Genomic DNA, 23,485 nt, shown 5'->3' on the forward strand with positions numbered 1-23,485 from the left:
ATGGCGGGACGCGGTGCGGGTCCGGACTTCGTCGAGGCGCTGGCGCGCGGCCTCGACGTCCTGGCCTGCTTCGACGCCGCCCACCGGACGATGTCCCTGACCGAGGTGGCCACCGCCGCCGGGCTGGCGCGCCCCACGGCCCGGCGGCTGCTGCTCACCCTCGAGGAGCTGGGCTTCGTCCGGGCGACGGCCGCGGGCTTCGAGCTCACGCCGAAGGTGCTCACGCTCGGCATGGCCTACGTGGGCGCGCTCGGGCTGTGGGACATCGCGCGGCCGCACATGGAGCGGCTGGTCGCCGAGACCGGCGAGTCGTCGTCCATGGCCCAGCTCGACGGGTCGGACATCGTCTACGTGGCGCGGGTGTCGGTGCCCAAGCTGATCGCGCTGCGGGTCGACATCGGCACCCGCTTCCCGGCGCGCCAGACGTCGCAGGGCAAGGTGCTGCTCGCCGCCCTCTCCCCCGCCGAGCTCGCGGCGGCGCTGGCGGAGCCCAGCCGCGCCGGCCTGCCGCCGTCCACCACGTCCACCGCGCAGCAGCTGGCGGCCGAGCTGACCGAGGTGCGGGCCCGCGGCTGGGCGCTGGCCGACGAGGAGCTCGCGCCCGGCGTGCGTTCGGTGGCGGTGCCGGTGCGCGACCGCGACGGCGTCGTCCGGGCGGCGATGAACGTGACCGTGCACGCCGCCGAGACGTCGGTCGACCGGCTGCTCGGCGAGCACCTGCCGCGCCTGCTGCGCACGGCCGGCGAGGTCAGCGCGGAGTGGGCGCTGTGGCAGGGCCGCCCGCACGTCGAGCTGCCGCGGGGCACCGCCACCGGCTGAGCCCGGTCAGGCCTCCCCGGACGGACGCCGGTCGTGGGGGGCGCTGTCGCGGCGGACCAGCGACGCGACGCCCTCCTCCAGCCGGGCCCAGGTGGAGCTCCACTCGACCAACGGCTCCAGCACCCGCTCGAAGACCGCGAGCTGCTGGTCGAACGCCTGCAGCTGGGCGGTCATCGCCTGCAGCTGCTGCCGCTGCGCCTTGACCGCGTCGGACACCGCCCGCAGCTGGGCGGCCGACATCGCGCCGGGGGGGCTGGGCAGCCGGGGCAGGCTGAACCCCGCGGGGAGGGCGCCGCCGGCCAGCCCGCGCGCGCGGTCGGAGAAGGCGCGCAGCTGGTGCACGAACTCCTCGATGGAGCGGCTGACGAAGCCGGGGCTCTCCGGCTCCTCGGGGCGCTGCTGCTCGGTCATTCCTCTCCTCGCTACTCGCGGACGTCGGCCGGGCCGGCATCGGTGGGCAGCCCCGCGGCCAGCCACGCCTCGACGCCGCCGGCCAGGTCGGTGGCGCGGGTCAGGCCGAGCGCCCGCAGCGACGCCGCGGCCAGGCTGGAGCTGTAGCCCTGCCGGCACACGACGACGAGCTCGCGGTCGACGCCGGACGCCTCGGGGACGCGCGTCGCGCTCGTGGGGTCCAGCCGCCACTCCAGGACCGTCCGGTCGATCACCAGCACGCCGGGCAGCAGATCGCGGGGCAGCTCGCCCTGGCGGCGGCGCTGCGCCTCGGTGCGGGTGTCGACGACGAGCGCGCCGCGCCCGGCCGCCTCGACCACCTCCCGCGGGGAGTACCGGCGGACGCCGGCGCGGCTGGCCGCGAGCAGGTCGTCGACGGTCATGCCGGACAGCCTGGCAGGGGTGCGTCAGGATGGCCGCATGGAGGTGCTGAGCAGCCGGGTGCTCCTCCGCCCCGCCGACCTCTCCCGCAGCCAGGCGTTCTACCGCGACGTCCTGGGCCTGGCGGTGCACCGGGAGTTCGGGCCGCCGGAGGCGCCGGGCCTGGTGTTCTTCACCGGCAACGGGCTGCTCGAGGTGTCCGGCAGCTCCTCCGGCCCGGTCGGCGGGATGGCGCTGTGGCTGCAGGTCCGCGACGTCGCCGCCGAGACCGACCGGCTCGCGGCGGCCGGCGTGCCCGTGCTGCGCGGACCGCGACAGGAGCCGTGGGGGCTCGTGGAGGCGTGGCTGGCCGACCCGGACGGCGTGCGCATCGTCCTCGTCGAGGTGCCCGAGGGCCACCCGCTGCGCCGGGACCAGCGCTGACCGGGGCGGTGCGGCGGGCCGCCGCGGCCGCGCTGGCGGTGCTGGCGCTGGCCGGCTGCTCGTCGTCAGGGCCCCGGCCGCCGTCGGCCACGACGACGCCGGCGACGTCGTCGTCCGCCCCGTCCCCGGCGCCGGACGCGCTGCCGCCGGAGGTGACCGCCGCGCTGGAGGGGATGGACCGGCGCGCGCAGGTGGCGCAGCTGTTCGTCGTCGGCGTCCCGCTGGCCGACCTCCCGGCCGGGGACGCGCTGGTGGCCCAGGGCGTGGGCGGGGTCTTCCTGCAGGGGCGGTCGTCGGCGTCGACGGCCGAGATCGCGGCGGTGACCGGCGGGTGGACGGCGGCCGCGCCGGGCGGCGTGCGGCCGTGGATCGCCGCCGACCAGGAAGGCGGTCAGGTGCAGGCGCTGTCCGGGCCGGGGTTCGGCGACCTGCCCTCGGCGCTTGAGCAGGGTTCGCTGCCGCCCCCGGAGCTGGCCGCGCTGGCCGACGGCCTCGGCGCGTCGCTCGCCGAGGCCGGCGTGACCCTCGACCTGGCGCCGGTGGCGGACGTCGTGCCGGCGGGGACGGCGGCGGCCAACCCGCCGATCGGCGCCGTCGACCGGCAGTACGGGGACACCGCGGCCGAGGTGGTCGCCGCCGCCCGCACCGTCGTCCGCGGGATGGCCGCGCACGGCGTGACGGCGACGGTCAAGCACTTCCCCGGCCTCGGGGCGGTCACCGAGAACACCGACTTCAGCGCCGACGTCGTCGACGGCACGACCACCCGCGACGGGGAGCAGGTGGCGGCGTTCGGCGTGCTGGCGCGGGACCGCGCGCACCCGTTCGTCATGGTGTCGTCGGCGACCTACGAGCTGATCGACCCGTCGGCGCCGGCGGTGTTCTCGCCGGTCGTCATCGACGAGGTGCTGCGGGGCGAGGTCGCGTTCGACGGGGTGGTCATCACCGACGACGTCGGCAGCGCCGCGGCGGTGCGCGACGTCCCGCCCGGCGACCGCGCCGTCCGCTTCCTGGCGGCGGGCGGCACGCTCGTGCTCACCGTCACGGCGGCGGTGCTGCCGGAGATGCTCGACGCCGTCCTGGCTCGCGACGCCGTGGACCCGGCGTTCGCCGAGCGGGTGGACGACGCGGTGTGGACCGCGCTGGTGGCGAAGGCCCGCGCGGGTCTCCTGCCGCCCGCCTGAGTTCTGCACCGCTCGTGGTCGGCGGGCGCGGAGTTCGTCACGCGCTCGGTGGACCCGGCATTCGCCCGACACGGTGTTGCCGGCGCTGGTGGCCGAGGCGGGCGCAGGTCTCCTGCCATCGGCCATCTTGCTGCATCGGCCCTGCTCACAGGCTCGGAACTGTCGTACCCGGTCCGTAGGTTCGGGGCGTGCCGCGGATGTCGGGTTCCTCGACGGTCGAGGGTGTGCTGATCGACTGGTTCCTCGACCAGCCGGCCGCGCCCGCGCGGGTGCCGGTGGAGTGGATGACGCAGTCCCAGGTGGCCGCGGAGCTGCAGCGGATCGACCGCAGCCGCGCGCTGCAGGCGGCGCGGGAGGCGGCCCTGATCGGCCGGTTCGCCGAGCTCGACCCCGCCGACGACGACCCCTCTCCCGGCACGCCGGGTGCCCGGTCGCGGACGTGGCGGGTGACCGACCCGGAGTTCCCCGGGGTGAGCGAGTTCGCCCCCTCCCACCTGGGCGCGGTGCTCAACGTCAGCCCCGGCACCGCGGCGCACCGGATGCGCCGGGCGTTCACCTGGCGCGACAGCCTCCCGCTGACCCTGGCCGCGCTGTCGCGCGGCGAGCTGGACGAGCGGCGCGGGCAGGTCCTCGCCGACACCCTGGCCCACACCCCGGCGGAGCTGGCCCGCCGGGTGGAGGCGGTCGTGCTGCCCGAGGCGGCGGGGCTGACCTTCGCCGGGCTCAAGGCCCGCATCCTGGCGGTGCTGCTGGAACTGGACCCCGCGTCGGCCGATGAGAACCGGGCGCGGGCGCAGCGGGACGCCGACGTGTTCGTCGAACCGGCCGGCGACGGCATGGCCACCCTCGGCGCCGACCTGCCGGCCGACGAGGCCGCCGAGGCGCTGGACCTGATCGGCTCCCTCGCCGCCGCCGCCAAGGCCGACGGCGACGACCGACCGATCGGGCAGATCCGCGCCGAGGTCTACTCCCTGCTGGTGCGCGGGACGGCCGTGGGACTGCTCGGGGCGCGGGCGACGCTGCTCGTCACCGTCTCGCTGGCGTCACTGGAGGGCGGCAGCACCGCGCCCGCCCGGGTGAACGGGCACGCGATCACCCCCGCGCACCTGCGCGAGCTGCTGCGCCGGGTCGGCGCCCTCGGCCTCACCGCCCCCGACGACGGCGAGCTGACCTTCGCGCTCACCGACGCCGGCGGCCGGCTGCTCGGCACCCTCACCGCCGCCGACCTGCAGCGCCTCGTGCGCCGCGGAGAGGGGGTGGGCCCGCCGCCACCGGTCGACCGGCACGACCCCACCCCCGCCCAGCGCCGCTTCGTGACCACCCGCGACCGGTCCTGCCGGTGGCCGCTGTGCCCCGGCCGGGCGGGCTGGTCCGACCACGACCACGTGATCCCGCACGCCGAGGGCGGCGAGACCGACTGCGCCAACCTCTGCTGCATGTGCCGCACCCACCACCGGCTCAAGACCTTCGCCAAGGGATGGCGTTTCGTGATGGGACCCGACGGCACCCTGCACGTCACCACCCCGTCCGGCATCACCCGCACCACCCGGCCGCCCGGACTGCGCCGACCACCAGCCGAAGCGCCCCCGCCCCGACCCGACGACGATCCCCCACCGTTCTGACCGACCGAGGCACGTGTCGTCCCGCCGAGAAGTCGACGAGCCGACACGTGCCCGGTCCCTGCATCCGTTCCCGCCCCGCCGCGGGAAGGGCATGCGTGGTGTGGATGGCGCCGGAGCGGCAGTACTGGATCATCGAGCCGCTGCTCGACGCGGGACTCGGCCTCGACGAGATCAGCGACCTGATCGTCCGCCTCGGCTTCGAGTCGGTCGTCGCCGAGGGCGACGGCACGCTCGCCGCCCTCGGCGACGTGGTCGAGGACCACCCCGCGGTCGTTCGGGCGGCGTGGACGCGGACGCTCGACCGGATGCTCTCGGCCGGGCCCGATGCGGTCCGGTGATCAGCCCCCTGGTCGGCGCCGTACCGGCGGCGGGCCCAGGCGCGGAACCCGAGGACGACGACGAGCAGGAGCACCACGGGAGCTCCTTGGCCAGGGTGCGGCTGACCGGTCCGCCGAAGCGGTCCCGCACCCAGACGGCGTTGCGCCGCTCGTCCGGCTCCCTGGCAGCCGCGTAGCGCTGCTGCCACGAGCCGTTCCGTCCTGAGGACACCGACCGCTCCCCTCGGCGAGAGGGCTCCGGCGCAGCTCCCCCCAGCTGTCGATCGCTGGCCGGCTCGGACGCTCCACGGGACAGCTCCGGCCGACCGCGCCGGCCGGGCAGGCGGAGAGCCGGCTGGCCCGCCCCTCCGCCCGGTCCCGGGGCCTGGGCGACCAGCCCACGGTCAGCGGTGTCCCGACGTCGCGGTCCTCCGGCGGCCCGGCGCGCCAGGGAGTGCCGGGAAGCGCGTCGACACGAGGGCTCGTCGACACGGCCCCTCGTCGACACGAACGCTGGTCGACACGGGCCCTCGTCGACATGGCGCGAAACCGTCGGTCACCGGCGCACCCCTCACTGGTCCGCGGCGCGCGGGTGGACGAGAGTCGGCTGCGCCAGACCGAGCGCGACGGGATCGGAGGTCCCGGACGACGATGCCCCCGTCCCCCTCGAGCCCGCCCGTGCCCGCCGGCCACGACGAGCCCCGCCGGCGCGACCGCTGAGCGCTCTCCTCGGGCTGTGCCTGGTCGAGCTCCTCAGCTGGGGCGTCCTCTACTACTCGCTCCCGGTGGCGGCTCCGCGCATCGCCGCCGCGGAGGGCTGGTCGTCGGCCGTCGTGCCGTCCGTGTACGCCCTCTCCCTGCTCGCCGCCGCCGCGGCGGGCCCGCGCATCGGCCGGCTCACCGACACCTGGGGGCCGCGCGCGGTCATGACCGCGGGCGCGGCGGGCGGCGCCCTCGCCATGGCCGCATCCGCGCTCGCCACGACCCCGGTCGTCTTCGCGGCCTGCTGGGCGGCGGTGGGCGTGGCCCAGGCCTGCACGCTCTACCCGCCCGCCTTCGCCGCCGCGTCGCAGTGGTTCGCCGGTCGCGGGGCGTGGCCGCTCACCGTCATCACGCTCGCCGGCGGCGTGTCGTCGACCGCCCTGGCACCGGTCACGGCGTGGCTCGCGGAGAGCTGGGGGTGGCGCAGCGCGTTCGCCCTGCTGGCCGCCCTCTACGGGGTGGTCTGCACGGCCGCGGCGGCGCTCCTCCTCTCGCCACCGTGGCAGCGGCCGGTGCGCACCGGCGCCGCCCACCGGGAGTACCTCCGCGCCATCACCCGCAGCCGTCGCTTCGTGAGCGCCCAGGCCGCCCTGGCGCTCACCGGGGCCGGCCTGTACGCCGTCACCCTCACCATGGTCCCGCTGCTGCAGGAACGCGGGTTCTCCTACCGCGACGCGGCGTTCGTCTTCGGCCTCGTGGGCGCGGGCCAGTTGCTCGGCCGGCTCGCCTTCCTGCCGCTCAGCGCCCGGGGCACCCCGCGCGGCCGGCTCGTCCTGCAGGTGTGGCTCAGCGCAGCCGCCCTGCTCGTGGTCTTCCTGGCGAGCGCGCCGGCGGCCCTCGTCGTCCTCGGCGCCGTCCTCGTCGGCGCGGTGCGCGGCGCGCACACGCTGACGGTCGCCACGGCGGTCTCCGACCGGTGGGGGCGGGAGGCCTACGCGTCGGTGCTCGGCCGGTTCCACGCGCCGGTGGCCGCCGCCATCGCCGTCAGCCCCCTGCTCGGGGAGGTGGCCGCGCGGGCGGTCGGCTCGTACGCGACGGCCACCCTCTGCTTCGCCGGTCTCGCCGCGGCGGGCGCCCTGCTGGCCCGGCGGACCTGAGCGGCTAGTCGACGACGTCGCTGCGCCCCCGGACGGCGGCCAGCGTCGCGGTCATCACGGCGACGAGCTCCTCGCCGCCGTCCGCCTGCCGCATCCGGGCCCGCGCCTGGCAGACGACCAGCGTCCGACCGGCCTGCACCACCTCGGCCCGGGCGACCAGCCGCTCACCCCTGGCCGGCCGCAGCAGGTTCACCTTGAACTCGGCGGTGAGCACGCCGACGCCGTCGTCCATGCGCGTCAGCGCCGCGAACCCGCACGCCGTGTCGAGCGCCGTGGAGACCACGCCGGCGTGCACGAAGCCGTGCTGCTGCCCCAGCCGCGGGCCGACGGCCAGCTCGACGGTGACCTCGCCGTCACGCACGTCGGTCAGCTCCGCGCCGAGCAGCTCCAGGAACGCCTGCCGCCCGAACTGCCGGCGGACCCGCTCCTCCTGCCCGGGTCTCACCGTGCCCGCCGGGACCGGCCGGCCGGACCGGCCGCGGCGTCCAGGAGCGGCCCGAGCTCCGCCTCGACGTCGTCGAGGGGCCCCAGGTCACGGCGCGCGCGGGACAGCACGATCGCGCCCTCCAGCGCGCTGATGCAGACCGCCGCCAGCCGCGGTGCGCGCGCCGCCGGCACCCCGGCGAGCTGGAGCGCCTCCTCGACGGCCTGCTGCCACACCGCGAAGAGCTGCTCGGCCGCGGCCCGGAGGGCATCGCTGCCGGTGACGGCGTCGGCGACGGTGGCCACCGCGGGGCAGCCCTGGGCGTAGCCGGAGTCGGTGAGCCAGCCCCGCCACGGCCGCACCATCGTGGCGATCACGTCGGACGGCCGGATCGGCCCGGGGGCGTCCTGCAGCCGGGTGACCGTGCGCGACGCCGTCCGCCGGGCCAGCGCCAGCGCCTCCCGGACGAGCTGCTCCTTGCCCTCCGGGAAGTAGTGCTGCAGCGACCCCCGCGGCGCGTCGGCGTGCTCGACGACCTGGCGCATCCCGGTGCCGCTGACCCCGTGCGCCGAGATCAGCGCCATGGCGCTGCGCACCATGCGCTCGCGCGGACCCAGCTCGCGCGGCGCCCGCGGGTCACCGGGCGTCGTCATCTCGTCCTGCACGGCAGGGGACCTCCGCTCCCTGGAGCCCCACCTCGACGTGGACGACGAAGCCCTCGCGGCGGGTCGTGGCCGGGCCCAGTATGCGGCGGACGGTGCCCACCAGCGGCTCGGCCTGCGCCAGGACGTCGCACCGCAGCGCCGTCACGCCGCGGCGCCGGGCCCGCTCGGCGAGGACGGCGAGCAGGAGCGACCCGAGCCCGTGCCGCTGCCGGGCGTCCTCGACCAGGAGGGCGACCTCGGCCACCGGCCGCGCCGGGTCGTCCAGCCGCCGCGCCGAGCCGAGCGCGACGACGGTCCGCGCGCCGGCGACGGCGGTCCCGGCGTCCTCCACGACCAACGCGTCGTGCAGGCACGGATCGGCGGTGAGCGCCTCCTCGAGGTACGCCCGGGGCAGCTCGCCCACCCGGCCGTGGAAGCGGCGCGCCACGGTGTCGGCCGAGCAGCGGCCGAACATGCGGGCGAGCGGCCCCGCGTCGGAGGGCCCGGCGGGCCGCAGGACCAGCCCCGCCGACACGCGGAGATCCATGTCAGTTGTCATGACGACGTCGAGCGTCCATCATGACGACCGTCATGGTCAACCGGGAGGCAGTCGTGCGCGTGGGCTTTCTCGGCCTCGGTCTCATGGGGCAACCGATGGCGCTGAACCTCGTCCGGGCCGGGACGCCGCTGCTCGTCTGGAACCGCACCCCCGGGAAGACCGAGCCGCTGCGCGCCGCCGGCGCCGCCGTCGCGGCCGACCCCGCGGAGGTGTTCGCCCGCACCGACGTCGTGCTGCTCGTGCTGGCCGACGAGCCGGCGCTCGACACCACGCTGGACCGCGGCGGGCCCGGGTTCGAGCGGCGGGTGGCCGGGCGGACCGTCGTGCACATGGGGACGACCCCGGCCGCCTACTCCCGCGGGCTGGAGGCCGACGTGCGGGCCGCGGGGGGCCGCTACGTCGAGGCGCCCGTCTCCGGCTCCCGGAAGCCGGCCGAGGAGGGGCGGCTGGTGGCCATGCTGGCCGGCGAGGACGACGCCCGCCGCACGGTGCGGCCGCTGCTGCGCCCCCTGTGCCGCTCCGTCGTCGACTGCGGCGCCGTCCCCAACGCCGCGCTGATGAAGCTGGCCGTCAACCTGTTCCTGATCACGATGGTGACCGGGCTGGCGGAGGCCGTGCACTTCGCCCGTCGGCACGACCTGGACCTCGGCGTGCTGGTCGAGGTGCTCGCGGCCGGGCCGATGGCCAGCGACGTGTCGCGGGTCAAGGCCGCCGCGCTGGTCGGCGAGGACTTCCGCCCGCAGGCCGCGATCGCCGACGTCCTGAAGAACAACCGGCTGATCGCGGAGGCCGCTCGGGATGCCGGGGTGGCCTCGCCCCTGCTCGACGTCTGCCACGCCCTCTACGGCGAGGCGGTGGCGGCCGGCCTCGGCGGGGCGGACATGGCCGCGGTGGTCCGGGCCATCGAGGCGCGCGACCGGTGAACCGCACACCGTCGACCCTGCGCCGGGCCCTCGGTCGCTGGTACCGGGCGCAGGTCGCCCTGTGGGAGCTGGCGCTGGCGCCGGCCGACGCGCACCCGTCGGGGCACGAGCTGCGGCGCCTGCTCCTCGACCGGGCGCGCGCGGCGGAGGCGGACGGCGGCCGTGCCGCTGCGTGACGTGTGCGCCCTCCTGGGCGGGGTCGCCGTGCCCTTCGAGCTCGGCGTCGTGTGCGAGGTGTTCGGCATCGACCGGTCCGACGACGGCGTGCCGTCGTTCGACTTCGCCGTCGTCGCGGAGCGCGCCGGGCCGCTGCCCAGCCTCGGCGGCCTCGCCGTGCAGCCCGGCTACGACCTGTCCCGGCTGGAGTCGGCGGACCTCGTCTGCATCCCCACCTGGCCGCTGGACGACGCCGCGCCGTCCGACGCCGTCGTGTCCGCCCTGCACCGGGTCGTCGAGCGCGGGGGCACGGTCCTCGGCATCTGCACCGGCGCCTTCCTGGTCGCGGCGACCGGGCTGCTGGACGGCCGGCGCGCGGCCACCCACTGGATGCACGCCCGGCTGCTCGCCGACCGCCACCCGCAGGTGCGCGTGGCCGCCGACGTCCTCTACGTCGACGAGGGGCAGGTCGTGACCAGCGCCGGCACGGCCGCCGGCATCGACGCGTGCCTGCACGTGGTGCGGCGGGAGTTCGGCTCGGCCGCGGCGAACGCGATCGCCCGCCGGATGGTCGTGCCACCGCACCGCGACGGCGGTCAGGCGCAGGTCGTCGGCACGCCCGTGCCCGGCGAGCGCCGGGCGGGCGCCGACGGCCTCGCGGCGCTGCTGGACTGGGCGGTCGAGCACCTCGACGAGGACCTCTCGGTCGACGCGCTGGCCTCCCGCGCGCACATGAGCCGCCGGACCCTGGCCCGCCGGTTCCGGGAGCTCACCGGCGAGACGCCCTACCAGTGGGTCCTGGCGCAGCGGCTGCTGCTCGCGCAGCGGCTCCTGGAGGAAGGGGCGTCGGTGGAGGCGGCCGCCCGGCGCAGCGGCTTCGCCGGCGCGCACAGCCTGCGGATCCACTTCCGGCAGAGCCGGGGCGTGTCCCCCTCCGCCTACCGGCAGGCCGCCCGCTCGCGGGATCTGGCCGGAAACGGCCCGTCGCCGTCCGTTCCCGCACTTCTGCGCGAAGTCGCGCCGCGCGACGGTGGTGCCGTGCTGCTGCTGCGCTGCCCGGTGACCGGGGAGGAGAACCTGGTCTCCCTCGGCCAGGTCCGGTCCGTGCGGAACACGCCGGGGTGCATCGCGCTCGAGGTCACCTGCCCCTGCGGGGGCACGCACACCTACCGCTCCGGCGCCGCCGCGGAGGCGACCCGCGCCGGGACGGGCACCGCGGCCACGGCGCCGCCGGACCTGCCGCTGGGCCCCTAGCCTGCCCGCATGACCGGGACCGAGCCGACGCCGCAGGTGCACACGAACACCCGCGCCTTCCGCGGCGCGACGTTCCACTACGCCGACCTGGGCGGCGCGACCTTCCGCGACTGCGACATGCGGGGCGTGCGCATCGTCAGCTCGTTCGTCGACGGCCTGGTGATCGGCGGCTTCAGCGGGCGGTCCGGCCCGGTGGTGGTCGACGACGTCGACGTCAGCGCCTACGTGGCCGGCGAGCTCGACCGGCGCCACCCCGAGCGGGTCGGGTTGCGCGAGGCGCGCACCGCCGCCGACCTGCGGACCGTCTGGGCGGAGGTCGAGCGCCTGTGGGACGGCACGCTCGCCCGTGCCGGCCGGCTGCCCGAGGCCGCCCTGCACGAGCGGGTCGCCGGCGAGTGGTCGTTCGTGGAGACGCTGCGCCACCTGGCGTTCGCCGTCGACACCTGGGTCGGCGGCTGGCTGCGCGGCGGGACGGCGCCGTTCTCGCCGCTCGGCGTGCCGCCGACCGACCTGCCCCGCGAGGAGTGGCCGGCGATCGGGCTCGACCCCGACGCCCGCCCGTCCGCCGCCGAGGCGACGGCGCTGTTCGCCGACCGCCGCGGGCAGGTCCGCGCCGCCTTGGAGGCGGTGACCGACGAGCAGCTCGACGAGCCGCGCACCGCCACGCCGGTGGCCGCCTGGGGCGAGGAGACGCACGACGTCGGCGAGTGCTTCCGCGTGGTGCTCGAGGAGCACATCGAGCACCGCCGCTTCGCCGAGCGCGACCTCGCCGCGCTCACGCCGCGCTGACCACGGGCTCGACCACGGTGGTCGTCCCGTCCGCCCGCACCACCAGACCCGAGCGGCCCGGCCGGGTCCCCAGCCACCGGGCGGCCCCGGCGCCCAGCGCGTAGGCGGCGGTGGCGTCGACGTCGGCCTCGGTCAGCGAGCCGGCCACCACGGTCACCGACGCGATCCCCGCCGGCGGTCGGCCGGTCCGGGCGTCCACCAGGTGCTCCCCGCGGTGCGCCGTCCCGGACGTCGCCACCGCGCCCGTGAACACCGGCACGACCGCGACGATGCGCCGCGGATCGGCCGGGTCCTCCACCCCCACCCGCCAGGGCGGGCCGTCGGGATCGGCCGTGCGGCACGTCATGTCGCCGCCCGCGGAGAGGCAGAAGCCGGTGTCGGGGAGGCCCGCGAGCGCGACCGCGGCCCGCTCGACCGCCCAGCCCTTCACCACGCCGCTCGGGTCGAGCACGCCGCCCCGGCGGACGTCGAACGCGCCGCCCGACTCCACGCGCGCCCGCTCCCCCAGCGCCAGCACCTCCGCCACCTCCACCGGGCAGTCCTCCACCCGGAGCTCACCCCGCCCGAGCCGGGAGACGTACGAGTCGGGCCGGTAGGTGCTGAACACCCGGTCGGCCGCGCGCAGCGAGGCCAGGACGTCGGCCCAGGCGCCGCGGGCCGCGGCGTCGCGCGCGTGCCGCCCGCGCAGGGCGAGGCTGACGGGCATGCCCATCACGTGCGCGACGTACCGCGCCGGCGCGCTCACAGCCCCGCCGCGTCGAGCGCGCTCTGCAGCGACTCGACGTAGCCCTCGCTGGTGTCGGTGGCGCCGCTGACCATGTCGATGTCGGCGCCCTGCGCGTCGAGGGTCTCCTGCACCAGGATCGGCAGCGCCCGGGCGTTGATCTGCGCGCTCCGCCCGCCGTCGCCGGGGGTCCGCACCACCTCGACGGCGGTGACCGCGCCGTCCTCGATCGTCAGCCGCACCTGCACCGGCCCGTGCTCGGTGTCGACGGCGTCGCCGGTGACCGTGACGGCGTCCGCCGCGGTGCCGCCCTCCGCGGGCGCCACGACGGCCGACCCCGCGGCGGCCGGGGTCGACGACGTGGAGGTCGGGTAGCCGAACAGCAGCACCAGCGCGGTGACCGTGCCGGCGAGCCAGAGGACGATGCGCCGCACGCCCGTCACCACCCGAAGCTCTCGACGTGGCACCGCGCGGCCGGCAGGCCGGCGGCCTCGGTGGTGCGGCGGACCGCCGCCGCCCACTCCTCGGGTCCGCACACGAACACGTCCCGCTCGGCGATGTCGGGCACCCACCACCGCAGGGCGGTCAGGTCGTCGACCGGTCCCACCGCCGCGGGCAGCCAGGAGCCGGGGCGCCGGGCACCGGGGAGCCGCACCACCTCCAGCCCGCGCTCGGCGGCCAGCGCGGCCAGCTCCCGCTCGAACAGCGGCCGGCCGGAGCAGCGGTGGATCAGCACGGCCTCCCCCGGCGCGTAGTCGAGCGCCTCGGCCAGCGCGCGCAGCGGGGTGATGCCGATGCCGGCGCCGAGGAGCGCCACCCGCGGGCGGGTGCGGGCCCGGGCCGAGAGCCGCCCGAACGGGCCCTCCACCAGCACCCGCGTCCCCGGGCGCAGCGCCCGCAGCGCGGTGTCGCCCACCTCCCGCACGGTGATGCGCAGGCTCGGCCCGTCCGGGGCCGCCGACAGCGAGTACGGGTGGGCGCGCGTCCAGCCGCGGCCGGAGAGGAAGCGGAAGGTGAGGAACTGCCCGGCCTGCGCCGGCGTCCGCCGGCCGGCGAGGTGCACCGAGACGACACCGTCGTCCTCCGGCACCACCGCGGTGACCCGCAGGCCGTACCGGGCGCTGCGCCACAGCGGCACGGCCACCCGCCAGACCAGCACCGAGCCGGCCGCGGCCAGCCACAGCCCCCACCAGAAGACCGTCCGCCCGGGCGAGCCGGTGAACTCCTGGCCGGTCCACAGCTGGTGCGGCAGGGCTAGGGCCACGCCGAGGTAGGCGTAGAGGTGCAGCAGGTGCCACGACTCGTAGCGCAGCCTCCGCCGGGCCGCCCGGGCGCTCGTGGCGACGACCAGGACCAGGCAGGCGGTGCCGGCCACGGCCAGCAGCACCCCCGGGGAGTTCGCCGTCAGGTCCCACAGCGTCGCCGGGGCCGCGGCGAGCGACCCGGCGGCGTAGCCCCAGGTGATCAGCCCGACGTGCGCCACCATCAGCGTGAACGAGGTGAACCCCGCCAGCCGGTGCAGCCGGGCCAGCCGCTGCTGCCCGAACGCCCGTTCGAGGACCGGTAGCCGCGCCATCAGCAGCACCTGCGCCAGCAGCAGGAAGGACGCCACCAGCCCGGTGAGCCGGCCGGCCGAGGTCAGCCCGCTGTCCCAGCCGGCCAGCTCGGCGAGGCCGCCCCCGGTGGCCCACCACCACGCGACCAGCAGCAGGCCCGCCCCGAGGGCGACGGCGGAGCCCCGCCGCACGCCCGCGTCGAGGCGGGCCGGGGAGGGTCCGGTGCGGACGGCGGTCGCGGGCGGCGCGGCCAGTGCGGTCATGCGGCCCACCGTGCCGGAGGCGCCTGCACCCCCTCGATGCGCCGCCTGTGGGGTCGCTGTGCGTCGGGCCGACGTCGGCCGCAGTGCCGCGGGTGCGAATACTGCAGGTCGTGGACGGAGGTGACGCCGGTTCGTTCTGGCCCCGCGGCCGGATCCGCCGCCCCGTCGACGTCGGGCGGCTGTGCTGGACGGCGGGTGGCCTGCTCGCCCTGGTCCTGCTGTCCGTCCTGGTCCCCGGCGCCGCCCAGGCCTCCGTGCCCGCCGGCCTGCTCGGCCTGCCCCGGACCGTGGTCTCGATCGCGAGCGCCGCCGCGTCCCTCGCGGTGCTGGTGGCGCTGCTCGCGCTGGCGGTGGACGCCCTGCGCCACCGCAGGTACTCCCTCACCTCGGCGGGCCTGGCCGGGGTGCTCGCCGCCGGGCTGGCCGTCGCCGCCCAGCAGGCCGGCGCGGCGGGGTGGATCGCCGCACTCGGCCCGGCCGACCGGACCGGCGTGGTGCCGGTCGCCGTGGGCATCGCCGTCGTGGTCGGCGCGGACCGGTCCCGCAGCGCGCGGCTGACGGCCCTGGCCGCCGGCGGGCTGGCCGTGGTGGTCGGCTGCGCCCTGGCCCTCGGCAGCCTGACCGTGGCCGGCGCGGTCGCCGCCCCCCTGATCGGCGCGGTGGCCGGCTTCGCGGTCCGCGTCGCCGCCGGTGTCGTGCCCGCGCAACCGGCCGAGCCGGTGGTGCGGGCGGTGCTGGCGCGGGCCGGCCTGGTCGTGGACGCCCTGCGGCCCCTGCAGGTGGCGGCCGGCCGGGTCCGCTACGCCGCGAGCGACCCCGGCGGCGACCTGCTGGTCACCGTCGTCGACCCGGACCGCCGCGGCGTCACCGTCACCCGGCGCCTGTGGCGGGTGCTGCGCTTCCGCACCCCGGCCGTCGGCCGGCCCGCCCTCACCCTGCGCGGCGTCCTCGAGCGCCAGGCCCTGGTCGCCGGCCTCGCCGGCTCGGCCGGTGTCGCCGTCCCCCGGGTGCAGGCCCTGCTGGCGGCCGGGCCGGCCCTCGTCCTCGTCGAGCGGCCCCTCCCCGGGACGCCGCTGGCCGCGGACGAGCCCGGCAGGGGGACGCTGGCCGCCGCCTTCGCCGCGCTGCGCCGCCTCCACGACGCGGGGGTCGCCCACGGCGCGCTCACCGACCGCGCCGTCGTCCTCCTCCCCGACGGCGAGGTGGGGCTCACCGACCTGCAGTTCGCCCAGCCCGCCGCGGGCGAGCTCCAGCGCGACCTCGACGTGGTGGCCCTGCTCGTCGCGGTGGCGGCGCGGGCCGGGGTGGAGCCGGCCGTCGCGGCGCTGCGCCACGGCTGCGCGCCGGGGCGCGCGGAGGAGGCGCGGCTGGCGGCGTTGCTGCAACCGCTGGCCCTGACCCGGCCGGTCCGTCGCGCCGCGGCGGGGACGTCGGTCCTCGCCGACCTGCGCGCCGAGCTCTCCGGTCCCGACGGCGGCGCCGTCCCGACCCCGCGCCTGGAGCGCGTGCGCCCCCGGACGCTCGTCAGCGTCGCGGGCGCGACCGTGGCCGCGTACCTGCTGGCCTCCCAGCTGTCCGACGTCCCGCTCGCGAGCGCGCTGCAGCAGGCGCGGCCGGGCTGGCTCGTCGTCGCGCTGCTCGGCTCCGCGCTGACCTACGTGGGCGCGGCGCTGGCCCTCGCCGCCTTCAGCCCGGAGCGGTTGCCGCTCGGCCGGACCTCCCTGGTGCAGCTGGCGTCGTCGTTCGTCACGCTGGTGACCCCGCCGACGGTCGGGCACGTCGCGCTCAACGTCCGCTACCTGCAGCGCTCCGGGGTGCCGACCGCGGGCGCGGCGGCGACCGTCGGGGTCAGCCAGGTGGTCACCGTCGCCGGCACGCTGCTCGTGCTCGTCGTCGCCGGCTGGCTCAGCGGGGTGTCGCCGTCCCGGCCGTCGCTGCTGCCCAGCGGCGGCGTCCTCGCCGTCCTCCTGGTCGCGGCCGGGCTCCTGGCGCTGGCGGCCGCGATCCCGGCGGCCCGCCGGATGCTCCGCCGCCGGGTGGAGCCGCTGCTGCGGCGGACGATCCCGCAGCTGCTCGCCGCCGTCACCGACCCGCGGCGCCTGGCGACGGCCGTGCTCGGGATCGTGGTGCAGATCGGCGGGTACGTGCTCGCCCTCGACGCATCGCTGCGCGCGTTCGGCACGTCGCTGGACCTGCCGTCGCTGGTGGTGGTCTACCTCGTCGCCTCCACGGTGGGCTCCGCCGCGCCCACGCCCGGCGGCCTCGGTGCGGTGGAGGCGGCGCTGGTCGGCGGCCTCACCGCGACCGGCGTGCCGGTGACCCTCGCGCTGACCGCGGTGCTCGCCTTCCGCGCCGCGACGTTCTGGCTGCCGGCGCCGGCGGGCTGGGTGGCGTTCACGGCACTGCAGCGCCGCGACCGGATCTGAGGCCGAGGGCGCCGCTCACCCGCCCTGCTCGGCCTCCGCCGTGTACGGCCGGCCCGGCCAGTAGGCCCACTCCTCGAAGTCCTCGACCCGCCCGTCCGGTGCGAACCGCAGCACCCACAGGTCCCGGTACTCCTGGGCGGGGTCCTCGTAGCGCACCTCGAGGCGGACCACCGCGGCGCTGCCCTCGACGGCGACCGGCTCGCTGGTCACCGTGAAGGTGCGGCCCTCGTCGGCCAGCCAGAACGCCTGGATCTCGGCGTGCCCCACGCGCGACGGCTCGTACGGCGAGGCCCGGTAGCGCGCGTCCTCGGTGAACAGCTGCCGGACCCCGTCGAGGTCACCGTCACGCCAGGCGCGCTCGTAGCCCGCCACCCACCGCACCACCGCGTCCCGGTCCACGTGGTCACGCTGCCACGAACGCGCGGGAGGCGGGAGCCGTACCTCGTCCCACCTCAACGTATAGCGCCCGGGTGGGCTTGCGGCAAGACCCGGGTGGGGCCGCAGAATCGCCGGCCGAGGTCAGATCCAGGGAGGGTGCGCCCCCGTCCGCACCCCTGGTCGACCGCGGCCTCAGAACGGAGCCCCCCTCGGTGACCCCCTCCACCACCAGCGCGTTCGACCTGCCCGCCCACCTCTCCCCCAAGGCCGACCCGGCGCTGATCGCCGTCGACGAGCAGCACTTCTCGGCCGTCGCCGACAGCCTCGAGCGGACGATCGCCGAGCTGTCCGACCGCCTCGCCGCCGAGCGCCGGGCGCCCGGCGGCGAGGGCCAGGAGGCGCTGGACCGCGACCTCGAGGTGCACCGCCTGGCCGCCCGCCTGCGCACCCTGCGCCGCTTCGGCCTGGACCTGTGCCTGGGACGCATGGTCCGCGCGGACGACCCCGACGACCCCGTCTACGTGGGCCGTCTCGGCCTCACGGACAGCACGGGTCGCCGGCTGCTGGTCGACTGGCGCTCCCCCGCCGCCGAGCCGTTCTTCGGCGCCACCCACGCCGCCCCGATGGGCCTGGCCAGCCGCCGCAGGTACCGGTGGACCCGCGGCCGGATCACCGACTACTGGGACGAGGTGTTCACCGCCGACGGCTGGGAGGGGCACGCCGCGCTCGACGACCAGTCCGCCTTCATCGCCAGCCTGGGCGGCAGCCGGTCACCCCGGATGCGCGACGTGCTCGGCACCATCCAGGCCGACCAGGACGCCGTCATCCGCGCCGGGTCCGCGGGCGCGCTCGTCGTGGACGGCGGCCCGGGCACGGGCAAGACCGTCGTCGCGCTGCACCGCGCCGCCTACCTGCTCTACTCCGAACCCCGCCTCGGTTCCCACGGCGGCGTGCTGTTCGTCGGCCCGCACCAGCCCTACCTGGCCTACGTCGCCGACGTCCTCCCCAGCCTCGGCGAGGAGGGCGTGCGCACCTGCACCCTGCGGGACCTCGTCCCCGAGGGGGCCGCGGCAGGGGTGGAGGCCGACCCGCGGGTGGCCCGGCTGAAGTCGTCGGCGGGCATGGTGGCGGCGATCGAGACGGCCGTCCGGTTCTACGAGGAGCCGCCGCGCGCACCGCGGACGGTCACCACCCCGTGGTCCGAGGTCCGGCTCGACGCCGACGACTGGGCGGAGGCGTTCGACGCACCGGATCCCGGCACACCGCACAACGAGGCGCGCGAGCAGGTGTGGGAGGCGCTGCTGACCATCCTCGTGGACAAGCACGGCGAGGACCTCGAGGACGACGACGTGCCGGGCGAAGCCGTGCGGCGGGCGCTGGCGCGGGACCGGGACCTGCGCGCGGCGCTCGACCGGGCCTGGCCGCTGCTCGACGCGGCCGACCTGGTCGGCGACCTGTGGTCGGTGCCGGCCTACCTCCGCAGGTGCGCGCCCTGGCTCGGGCCCGACGAGGTGCGGGCGCTGCAGCGCGCCGACGCCTCCGCCTGGACGGTCTCCGACCTGCCGCTGCTCGACGCGGCGCGGCAGCGGCTCGGCGACCCGGAGGCGGCGCGGCACGCGCGCCGGCACGAGGCCGCCGTCGCCGCGGAGCGCGAGCGCATGGCCGACGTCATCGACGAGCTGATCGCCACCGACGACTCCGAGCTGCTGCTGATGACGAGCCTGCGGCACCAGGACCTCCGGGACGCGCTGGTCGACGAGGGTGCGCTGCCCCGGGCCGACCCGGACCGGCTCGCCGGGCCGTTCGCGCACGTCGTGGTGGACGAGGCCCAGGAGCTGACCGACGCGGAGTGGCAGATGCTGCTGCTGCGCTGCCCGTCGCGGAGCTTCACCGTCGTCGGTGACCGGGCGCAGGCGCGGCACGGGTTCGCCGAGTCGTGGCCGGAGCGGCTCGAGCGGGTCGGGCTGGACCGGATCACCGTGGCCTCGCTGACCATCAACTACCGGACACCGGCCGAGGTGATGGCGGAGGCCGAGCCGGTGATCCGGGCCGCGCTCCCGGACGCCAACGTGCCGACGTCGATCCGCAGCAGCGGCGTCCCCGTCGTCCACGGGTCGGTGTCGGAGCTGCGCTCGGGTCTGGACGCCTGGCTGGCCGAGCACGCCGAGGGGACGGCGTGCGTCATCGGCGACCCGGCGTTCCGGGCGACGCGGCGCGTCCGGTCGCTCACCCCGGAGCTGGCGAAGGGGCTGGAGTTCGACCTGGTCGTCCTCGTCGACCCCGAGGCGTTCGGCGGGGGCATCGAGGGTGCGGTCGACCGCTACGTGGCGATGACCCGGGCGACCCGGCAGCTCGTCGTCCTCACGAGCGGCTGAGCCCGGCCGGGGGTCAGGCGGTCTGCAGCACCCGCTCGGCGACGTGCTCGCCGATCGCCAGCGCCGACGTGGCCGCCGGCGAGGGCGCGTTGCGCACGGTGACGACGGGGCCGATCCGGTTGATCCGGAAGTCGTCCACCAGGGTGCCGTCGCGGTCCACCGCCTGGGCCCGGACGCCGGCGGGGGCCCGCACGACGTCGTCCTCGGTGACCTCCGGGACGTACTCGCGGGCGGCGGCCATGAACGCCTTCCGCGACAGCGAGCCGCGGAACTCCTTGACGCCCGTCCGCCAGTGCTGCCGGGCCAGCGGCCGCATGCCGGGCCAGCCGAGCGTCGCGAGCAGCTCGGCCGGGCGGACGGCGCCCCACCGGTAGCCCTCGCGGGCCAGCGCGAGCACCGCGTTGGGGCCGATGTCGACGCCGCCGTCGACCCGGCGGGTGAAGTGAACGCCGAGGAACGGGTAGCGCGGGTCGGGCACCGGGTAGATGAGCCCGCGCACCAGCGAGGAGCGCTCCGGCCGCAGCCGGTAGTACTCGCCGCGGAACGGCACGATCGCCGGGCCCTTCTCGTCCCCGGCCAGCCTCGACACCCTGTCGGTCTGCAGCCCCGCGCAGACGACGAGCCGGTCGACGGCGAACGCCTCCTCGTCGGAGCAGACGACCACTCCCCCGCCCAGCTCGCGCCGCAGCCCCGTCACCTCGAAGCCGAGCCGGACCTCGTGCCCCTTCTGCCGGAGCTCCTCGGCCATGGCCCGAGCGACGGCGCGGTAGTCGACGATCGCGGTGCGCGGCGAGTGCAGCGCCGCCTCGCCGACGGCCGCGGGCTCGATCTCGCGCAGCTCGGAGCCCGACAGCCGGCGCAGACCCGGGACCCCGTTCTCGGTCGCCCGCCGCTCGATCTCGCGCAGCGCCGGCAGCTCGTCGGCGTCGCGGGCGACGACCAGCTTGCCGCACTCGTCGTAGACCAGGCCGTGCTCGGCGCAGAACTCCCGGAGCAGGCCGCGGCCGCGGGTGCACAGCTCCGCCTTGAGCGAGCCCGGCGCGTAGTACAGCCCCGCGTGGACCACGCCGCTGTTGCGACCGGTCTGGTGGACGGCGACGTCGCCCTCCTTGTCCACCACGGTGATCTGCGCGTCGGGCTGCAACCGGGCCAGCTGCCGGGCGACCGCCAGGCCGACGATGCCGGCGCCGACGACGCCGATGCGGGTGGGTGCGGTCATCGGGCGCCTCCGGTCGAGTGGCCACGGCCACGGTCCTCACGCGGGTGCGGGAGCGCAGGCCCGCCAGGCCCTGCTCCTCGAACGGCGAGCCCGGGTCGGCGAAGCCGTAGCGGCCGTGCTGGCCGAGCGCCTCCTGGTGCTGCACCGGGGCTCACCACGCGTCCCATCGTCGTCCCCGGGTCCAGCCCGGGCCGACCGGGATCGCCCCGACCGCGGCGACCAGCCGGTCGAGCAGCGCCTCCGGTCAGCTCGAGCTCGCGTCGCGGCGCTGACGGGGCACGGCCGGGCCCGACCGCACGGCCTCACCGGCACGCGGCCGTCCGCACGTACGGCGCCGAGGAGTGGATCGTCCGCGCGGCGGTCAGGTCGGCGCGCCCGCAGTCCCGCCGGCCGCCCACCTCCCGCTGGACCTCCGGGCGCAGCCGGTCGCCGTCGACCTCGACCTCGACGGTGAGGTCGCACCGGACGGCGTCGTCGACCACGTGCACCGTCGAGCCCTCCTGCACGTAGGTGCCGCTCCACCCGGGCACCGCGGCGCCGCTGTCGGCACGCACGAACTCGCGCCACCCCCGCTCGGTGACCTCGAGGCGGAACTGCACCCAGGTGGTCGCGTGGAGCTGGGCGACGAAGAGGACCGCCGCCTGCTTCCCGCCGCCCGCCGCGACGTGGGCCGACCGGACCCGCGCCAGCGGCAGGGGGTCGGTCTCCCACGTGCCCGTCAGCGGGGCCGCGACGGCCGGCGCCGGTTCCTGGCGGACGGCCTCCTCCGGGGGGTCGCAGGCCATGAGGAGGGCCGCGGCCAGCAGCACCGCTGCGCACGCGGTCCACCCCCGGAACGCTGTCGGCACCCTGCGCACGGCGACCTCCTCGTCGCTCGTCGCGCACCGGGCCGGAACCGCGCCCGGCCCCGACATGGTCCGCCCGCCGCCCGGCACGGCACCAACCCCGTTGCCGTGGACGCACCGGTCCCCGTCCGCGACCAACGACTCTGGCGGTCGCCCTCCGTCTGCGGGACCGTGGCGCCCCACGCCCGGCGGGTGACCATGGACCTGGACCTGCGCTTCGTCGCCGACTTCCTCGTCGTGCTCGAGGAGAACAGCTTCCGGCGCGCCGCCGAGCGGCGGTACCTGTCGGTGCCGGCGCTGTCCCGGCGGATCCAGCGGCTCGAGCACCAGGTCGGGGTGCCGCTGCTCCGGCGCGGTCCGGAGGGCAGCAGCGGTCCGACGGACGCCGGGCTCGCCTTCGCCGCCGGGGCCGGCGCCCTGCTGGAGGCTGCTCGAGCGGCCTGCGCCCAGGCGCACGCGGCGGCGCTGCCGCCGGTGCGGTGGCGGTCGCCCGCGGAAGGCCGCTCGTTGACAGCCGCACGAGGCCGGCCGTAGACAGCGCAGGTGGACCACGACGTCGCGCGCCGGGTGGCGCCGGAGGTGCCGGTCGCCACGGGCCGACGGAGGCCGCCGTCGTGAGCGGGTTGTTCGACCTCACCGGCCGCCGCGCCCTGGTCACCGGGGGCGGCTCCGGCATCGGCCTGGCCATGGCCCGCGCGCTCGCCGACCACGGCGCCGCGGTGGCGCTGTGGGGCCGCAACGCCGGCAAGGTGCAGGCGGCCGCCGGCGGGCTCGCCGCCGCGGGCGCGGTGGCGCACGCCCGGCAGGTCGACGTCTCCGACGAGGAGGCCGTCGTCGCGGGCGTGCGGGAGACGGTGGCCCTGCTCGGCGGTCTCGACGTCGTCGTGGTCAACGCCGGGCTCGGCGGGCCGCTGGCCCCGCTGGTCGACACCACGGCCACCGACTACCGGGCGGTCATGGCCACCAACCTCGACGGCGCGTTCTGGACCCTGCGCGAGACCGCGCGGGTGCTGGTGGAGCAGGGCACCGGCGGCTCGGTCATCGCCGTGTCCAGCCTGGCCGCGATCGACGGCGCCGCGCGCAACCACGCCTACGCGGCCAGCAAGGCGGGGGTGACCTCGTTCGTGCGCTCGGCCGCGGTGGAACTGGCCCGTTACGGCGTCCGCGTCAACGGCGTCCTGCCCGGCTGGACGGCCACCGACATGACCGTCACGGCCCAGGCCTCCGACGTCTTCAACCAGAAGGTGATCGGCCGGGTGCCGCTCGGACGCTGGGGCCGGCCCGAGGAGTTCGGCGGCATCGCCGTCTACCTGGCGGCCGACGCCTCCAGCTACCAGACCGGCACCACCGTCCTGGTCGACGGCGGCTACGCCGTCTTCTAGCCGCAGACCGGGTGCCGGTCGAGGTGTAGGAAGTCGACCCGCACCCCCGGCACGAGGGAGCCGCGATGCCGGTCCACCTGAACCACACGATCGTCGCCGCACGGGACAAGCAGGAGGCGGCGGCCTTCCTCGCCGACGTGCTGGGCCTGCCGCCGCCCACGTCGTACGGCCCGTTCGCCGTCGTCACCCTGCACAACGACGTCTCGCTCGACTTCGCCGATGCCGACGACGTCCACCCGCGGCACTACGCCTTCCTCGTCTCCGAGGCCGAATTCGACGAGATCTTCGGGCGCATCCGGGCCAGGGGGCTGGACTTCTGGGCCGATCCGTTCGAGCGCCACCCGGGGCGGATCAACACCAACGACGGCGGCCGCGGCGTGTACTGGAAGGACCCGAACGGGCACGTCCTGGAGATCATCACCCGCCCGTACGGCGGGTGAGCCGTTCCCTCGCGTGATCACCTCGGGTCCACCGGCGATCCCGCACGCGGGAGGCACCGCTGGACCGGGGGTGGTC

26 protein-coding genes are annotated in these 23,485 nt (G+C 77.2%); 15 read left to right on the top strand and 11 right to left on the bottom strand.

Features of this window, described 5'->3' with window-relative positions; translation table 11 throughout:
• On the top strand, nt 1-819 hold the full coding sequence (locus tag ACI78S_RS19705) for an IclR family transcriptional regulator domain-containing protein (protein ID WP_456976475.1): 819 nt from the start codon (nt 1-3) through the stop codon (nt 817-819).
• Between the two features lie 6 nt (nt 820-825).
• Here ACI78S_RS19705 and ACI78S_RS19710 read toward each other — a convergent pair whose 3' ends face one another.
• Nucleotides 826-1,230 carry a hypothetical protein gene (locus tag ACI78S_RS19710; protein WP_456976477.1) on the bottom strand — a complete coding sequence of 135 codons (405 nt, stop codon included), beginning with the start codon at nt 1,228-1,230 and terminating at the stop codon, nt 826-828.
• Nucleotides 1,231-1,241: 11 nt separating this feature from the next.
• Nucleotides 1,242-1,652, bottom strand: a complete 411-nt coding sequence (locus ACI78S_RS19715; protein ID WP_456976479.1) for a rhodanese-like domain-containing protein — start codon at nt 1,650-1,652, stop codon at nt 1,242-1,244.
• 37 nt (nt 1,653-1,689) lie between these two features.
• Between ACI78S_RS19715 and ACI78S_RS19720 the strand changes: the two genes are divergently transcribed.
• From ACI78S_RS19720 to ACI78S_RS19740, 5 genes are all read left to right on the top strand, one after another.
• On the top strand, nt 1,690-2,073 hold the full coding sequence (locus ACI78S_RS19720) for a VOC family protein (RefSeq protein WP_456976481.1): 384 nt from the start codon (nt 1,690-1,692) through the stop codon (nt 2,071-2,073).
• A gap of 8 nt (nt 2,074-2,081) precedes the next feature.
• A complete protein-coding gene (locus ACI78S_RS19725) occupies nt 2,082-3,254 on the top strand; it encodes a glycoside hydrolase family 3 N-terminal domain-containing protein (protein ID WP_456976483.1) in 1,173 nt (390 codons plus the stop codon).
• A gap of 197 nt (nt 3,255-3,451) precedes the next feature.
• Entirely contained in the window at nt 3,452-4,876 is a 1,425-nt protein-coding gene (locus ACI78S_RS19730) for a DUF222 domain-containing protein (RefSeq protein WP_456976545.1), read from the top strand.
• 95 nt (nt 4,877-4,971) lie between these two features.
• Complete coding sequence (locus ACI78S_RS19735) at nt 4,972-5,214, top strand: hypothetical protein (protein WP_456976485.1); 243 nt, start codon at nt 4,972-4,974, stop codon at nt 5,212-5,214.
• 389 nt (nt 5,215-5,603) lie between these two features.
• Nucleotides 5,604-7,052, top strand: coding sequence for an MFS transporter (locus ACI78S_RS19740; RefSeq protein WP_456976487.1), 1,449 nt, complete (start codon nt 5,604-5,606; stop codon nt 7,050-7,052).
• A gap of 4 nt (nt 7,053-7,056) precedes the next feature.
• On the opposite strand, the gene ACI78S_RS19745 is transcribed toward ACI78S_RS19740, so the two are convergent.
• Genes ACI78S_RS19745 through ACI78S_RS19755 form a run of 3 tightly spaced genes read right to left on the bottom strand, consistent with a single transcriptional unit; the run spans nt 7,057 to nt 8,667 of the window.
• Nucleotides 7,057-7,497, bottom strand: a complete 441-nt coding sequence (locus tag ACI78S_RS19745; protein WP_456976489.1) for a PaaI family thioesterase — start codon at nt 7,495-7,497, stop codon at nt 7,057-7,059.
• Entirely contained in the window at nt 7,494-8,141 is a 648-nt protein-coding gene (locus ACI78S_RS19750) for a TetR/AcrR family transcriptional regulator (protein ID WP_456976491.1), read from the bottom strand. The genes ACI78S_RS19745 and ACI78S_RS19750 overlap by 4 nt, the downstream gene beginning before the upstream one ends.
• Nucleotides 8,113-8,667 carry an N-acetyltransferase family protein gene (locus tag ACI78S_RS19755; protein WP_456976493.1) on the bottom strand — a complete coding sequence of 185 codons (555 nt, stop codon included), beginning with the start codon at nt 8,665-8,667 and terminating at the stop codon, nt 8,113-8,115. The genes ACI78S_RS19750 and ACI78S_RS19755 overlap by 29 nt, the downstream gene beginning before the upstream one ends.
• A 32-nt stretch (nt 8,668-8,699) precedes the next feature.
• On the opposite strand from ACI78S_RS19755, the gene ACI78S_RS19760 reads away from it, so the two are divergent.
• The 4 genes from ACI78S_RS19760 to ACI78S_RS19775 are packed head-to-tail and all read left to right on the top strand — an operon-like array spanning nt 8,700 to nt 11,801.
• Entirely contained in the window at nt 8,700-9,602 is a 903-nt protein-coding gene (locus ACI78S_RS19760) for an NAD(P)-dependent oxidoreductase (protein WP_456976495.1), read from the top strand.
• Nucleotides 9,599-9,778 (top strand): hypothetical protein, encoded by a 180-nt coding sequence (locus ACI78S_RS19765; RefSeq protein ID WP_456976497.1) that lies wholly within the window; start codon nt 9,599-9,601, stop codon nt 9,776-9,778. The genes ACI78S_RS19760 and ACI78S_RS19765 overlap by 4 nt, the downstream gene beginning before the upstream one ends.
• The gene (locus ACI78S_RS19770; RefSeq protein ID WP_456976499.1) at nt 9,765-11,012 is read left to right on the top strand and encodes a helix-turn-helix domain-containing protein; all 1,248 of its coding nucleotides are present in this window, start codon (nt 9,765-9,767) and stop codon (nt 11,010-11,012) included. Before ACI78S_RS19765 ends, ACI78S_RS19770 begins: the two co-directional genes overlap by 14 nt.
• 9 nt (nt 11,013-11,021) lie before the next feature.
• Nucleotides 11,022-11,801, top strand: a complete 780-nt coding sequence (locus ACI78S_RS19775) for a DinB family protein (RefSeq protein ID WP_456976501.1) — start codon at nt 11,022-11,024, stop codon at nt 11,799-11,801.
• Here ACI78S_RS19775 and ACI78S_RS19780 read toward each other — a convergent pair.
• The 3 genes from ACI78S_RS19780 to ACI78S_RS19790 are packed head-to-tail and all read right to left on the bottom strand — an operon-like array spanning nt 11,788 to nt 14,344.
• Nucleotides 11,788-12,507 carry an FAD:protein FMN transferase gene (locus ACI78S_RS19780; RefSeq protein WP_456976503.1) on the bottom strand — a complete coding sequence of 240 codons (720 nt, stop codon included), beginning with the start codon at nt 12,505-12,507 and terminating at the stop codon, nt 11,788-11,790. The genes ACI78S_RS19775 and ACI78S_RS19780 overlap by 14 nt on opposite strands.
• Nucleotides 12,508-12,542: 35 nt before the next feature.
• Complete coding sequence (locus ACI78S_RS19785) at nt 12,543-12,959, bottom strand: FMN-binding protein (RefSeq protein WP_456976505.1); 417 nt, start codon at nt 12,957-12,959, stop codon at nt 12,543-12,545.
• Nucleotides 12,960-12,964: 5 nt separating this feature from the next.
• Entirely contained in the window at nt 12,965-14,344 is a 1,380-nt protein-coding gene (locus ACI78S_RS19790) for a ferredoxin reductase family protein (RefSeq protein ID WP_456976507.1), read from the bottom strand.
• Nucleotides 14,345-14,454: 110 nt separating this feature from the next.
• On the opposite strand from ACI78S_RS19790, the gene ACI78S_RS19795 reads away from it, so the two are divergent.
• On the top strand, nt 14,455-16,770 hold the full coding sequence (locus ACI78S_RS19795) for a lysylphosphatidylglycerol synthase domain-containing protein (protein ID WP_456976509.1): 2,316 nt from the start codon (nt 14,455-14,457) through the stop codon (nt 16,768-16,770).
• Between the two features lie 15 nt (nt 16,771-16,785).
• Here the strand turns inward: ACI78S_RS19795 and ACI78S_RS19800 are convergent, their stop codons facing one another.
• Nucleotides 16,786-17,169 (bottom strand): YybH family protein, encoded by a 384-nt coding sequence (locus ACI78S_RS19800; protein ID WP_456976511.1) that lies wholly within the window; start codon nt 17,167-17,169, stop codon nt 16,786-16,788.
• Between the two features lie 191 nt (nt 17,170-17,360).
• Here ACI78S_RS19800 and helR point away from each other — a divergent pair, with 191 nt between their 5' ends.
• Complete coding sequence (helR, locus tag ACI78S_RS19805) at nt 17,361-19,523, top strand: RNA polymerase recycling motor ATPase HelR (protein WP_456976513.1); 2,163 nt, start codon at nt 17,361-17,363, stop codon at nt 19,521-19,523.
• A 13-nt stretch (nt 19,524-19,536) separates the two neighbouring features.
• Here the strand turns inward: helR and lhgO are convergent, their stop codons facing one another.
• On the bottom strand, nt 19,537-20,742 hold the full coding sequence (gene lhgO / locus ACI78S_RS19810) for an L-2-hydroxyglutarate oxidase (protein WP_456976515.1): 1,206 nt from the start codon (nt 20,740-20,742) through the stop codon (nt 19,537-19,539).
• Between the two features lie 302 nt (nt 20,743-21,044).
• Nucleotides 21,045-21,599: a hypothetical protein gene (locus ACI78S_RS19815; RefSeq protein ID WP_456976517.1), complete on the bottom strand. Its 555-nt coding sequence runs from the start codon at nt 21,597-21,599 to the stop codon at nt 21,045-21,047.
• Nucleotides 21,600-21,785: 186 nt separating this feature from the next.
• On the opposite strand from ACI78S_RS19815, the gene ACI78S_RS19820 reads away from it, so the two are divergent.
• The 3 genes from ACI78S_RS19820 to ACI78S_RS19830 all read left to right on the top strand — a co-directional run bounded on the left by ACI78S_RS19820 (nt 21,786) and on the right by ACI78S_RS19830 (nt 23,409).
• Nucleotides 21,786-22,121 (top strand): helix-turn-helix domain-containing protein, encoded by a 336-nt coding sequence (locus tag ACI78S_RS19820; RefSeq protein WP_456976547.1) that lies wholly within the window; start codon nt 21,786-21,788, stop codon nt 22,119-22,121.
• A gap of 80 nt (nt 22,122-22,201) precedes the next feature.
• The gene (locus ACI78S_RS19825) at nt 22,202-22,969 is read left to right on the top strand and encodes an SDR family NAD(P)-dependent oxidoreductase (protein WP_456976519.1); all 768 of its coding nucleotides are present in this window, start codon (nt 22,202-22,204) and stop codon (nt 22,967-22,969) included.
• A 65-nt stretch (nt 22,970-23,034) separates the two neighbouring features.
• Nucleotides 23,035-23,409: a VOC family protein gene (locus tag ACI78S_RS19830; protein ID WP_456976521.1), complete on the top strand. Its 375-nt coding sequence runs from the start codon at nt 23,035-23,037 to the stop codon at nt 23,407-23,409.
• The last annotated feature ends 76 nt before the right edge of the window (nt 23,410-23,485 follow it).

The organism is Geodermatophilus sp. SYSU D00815 (genome assembly GCF_054050035.1).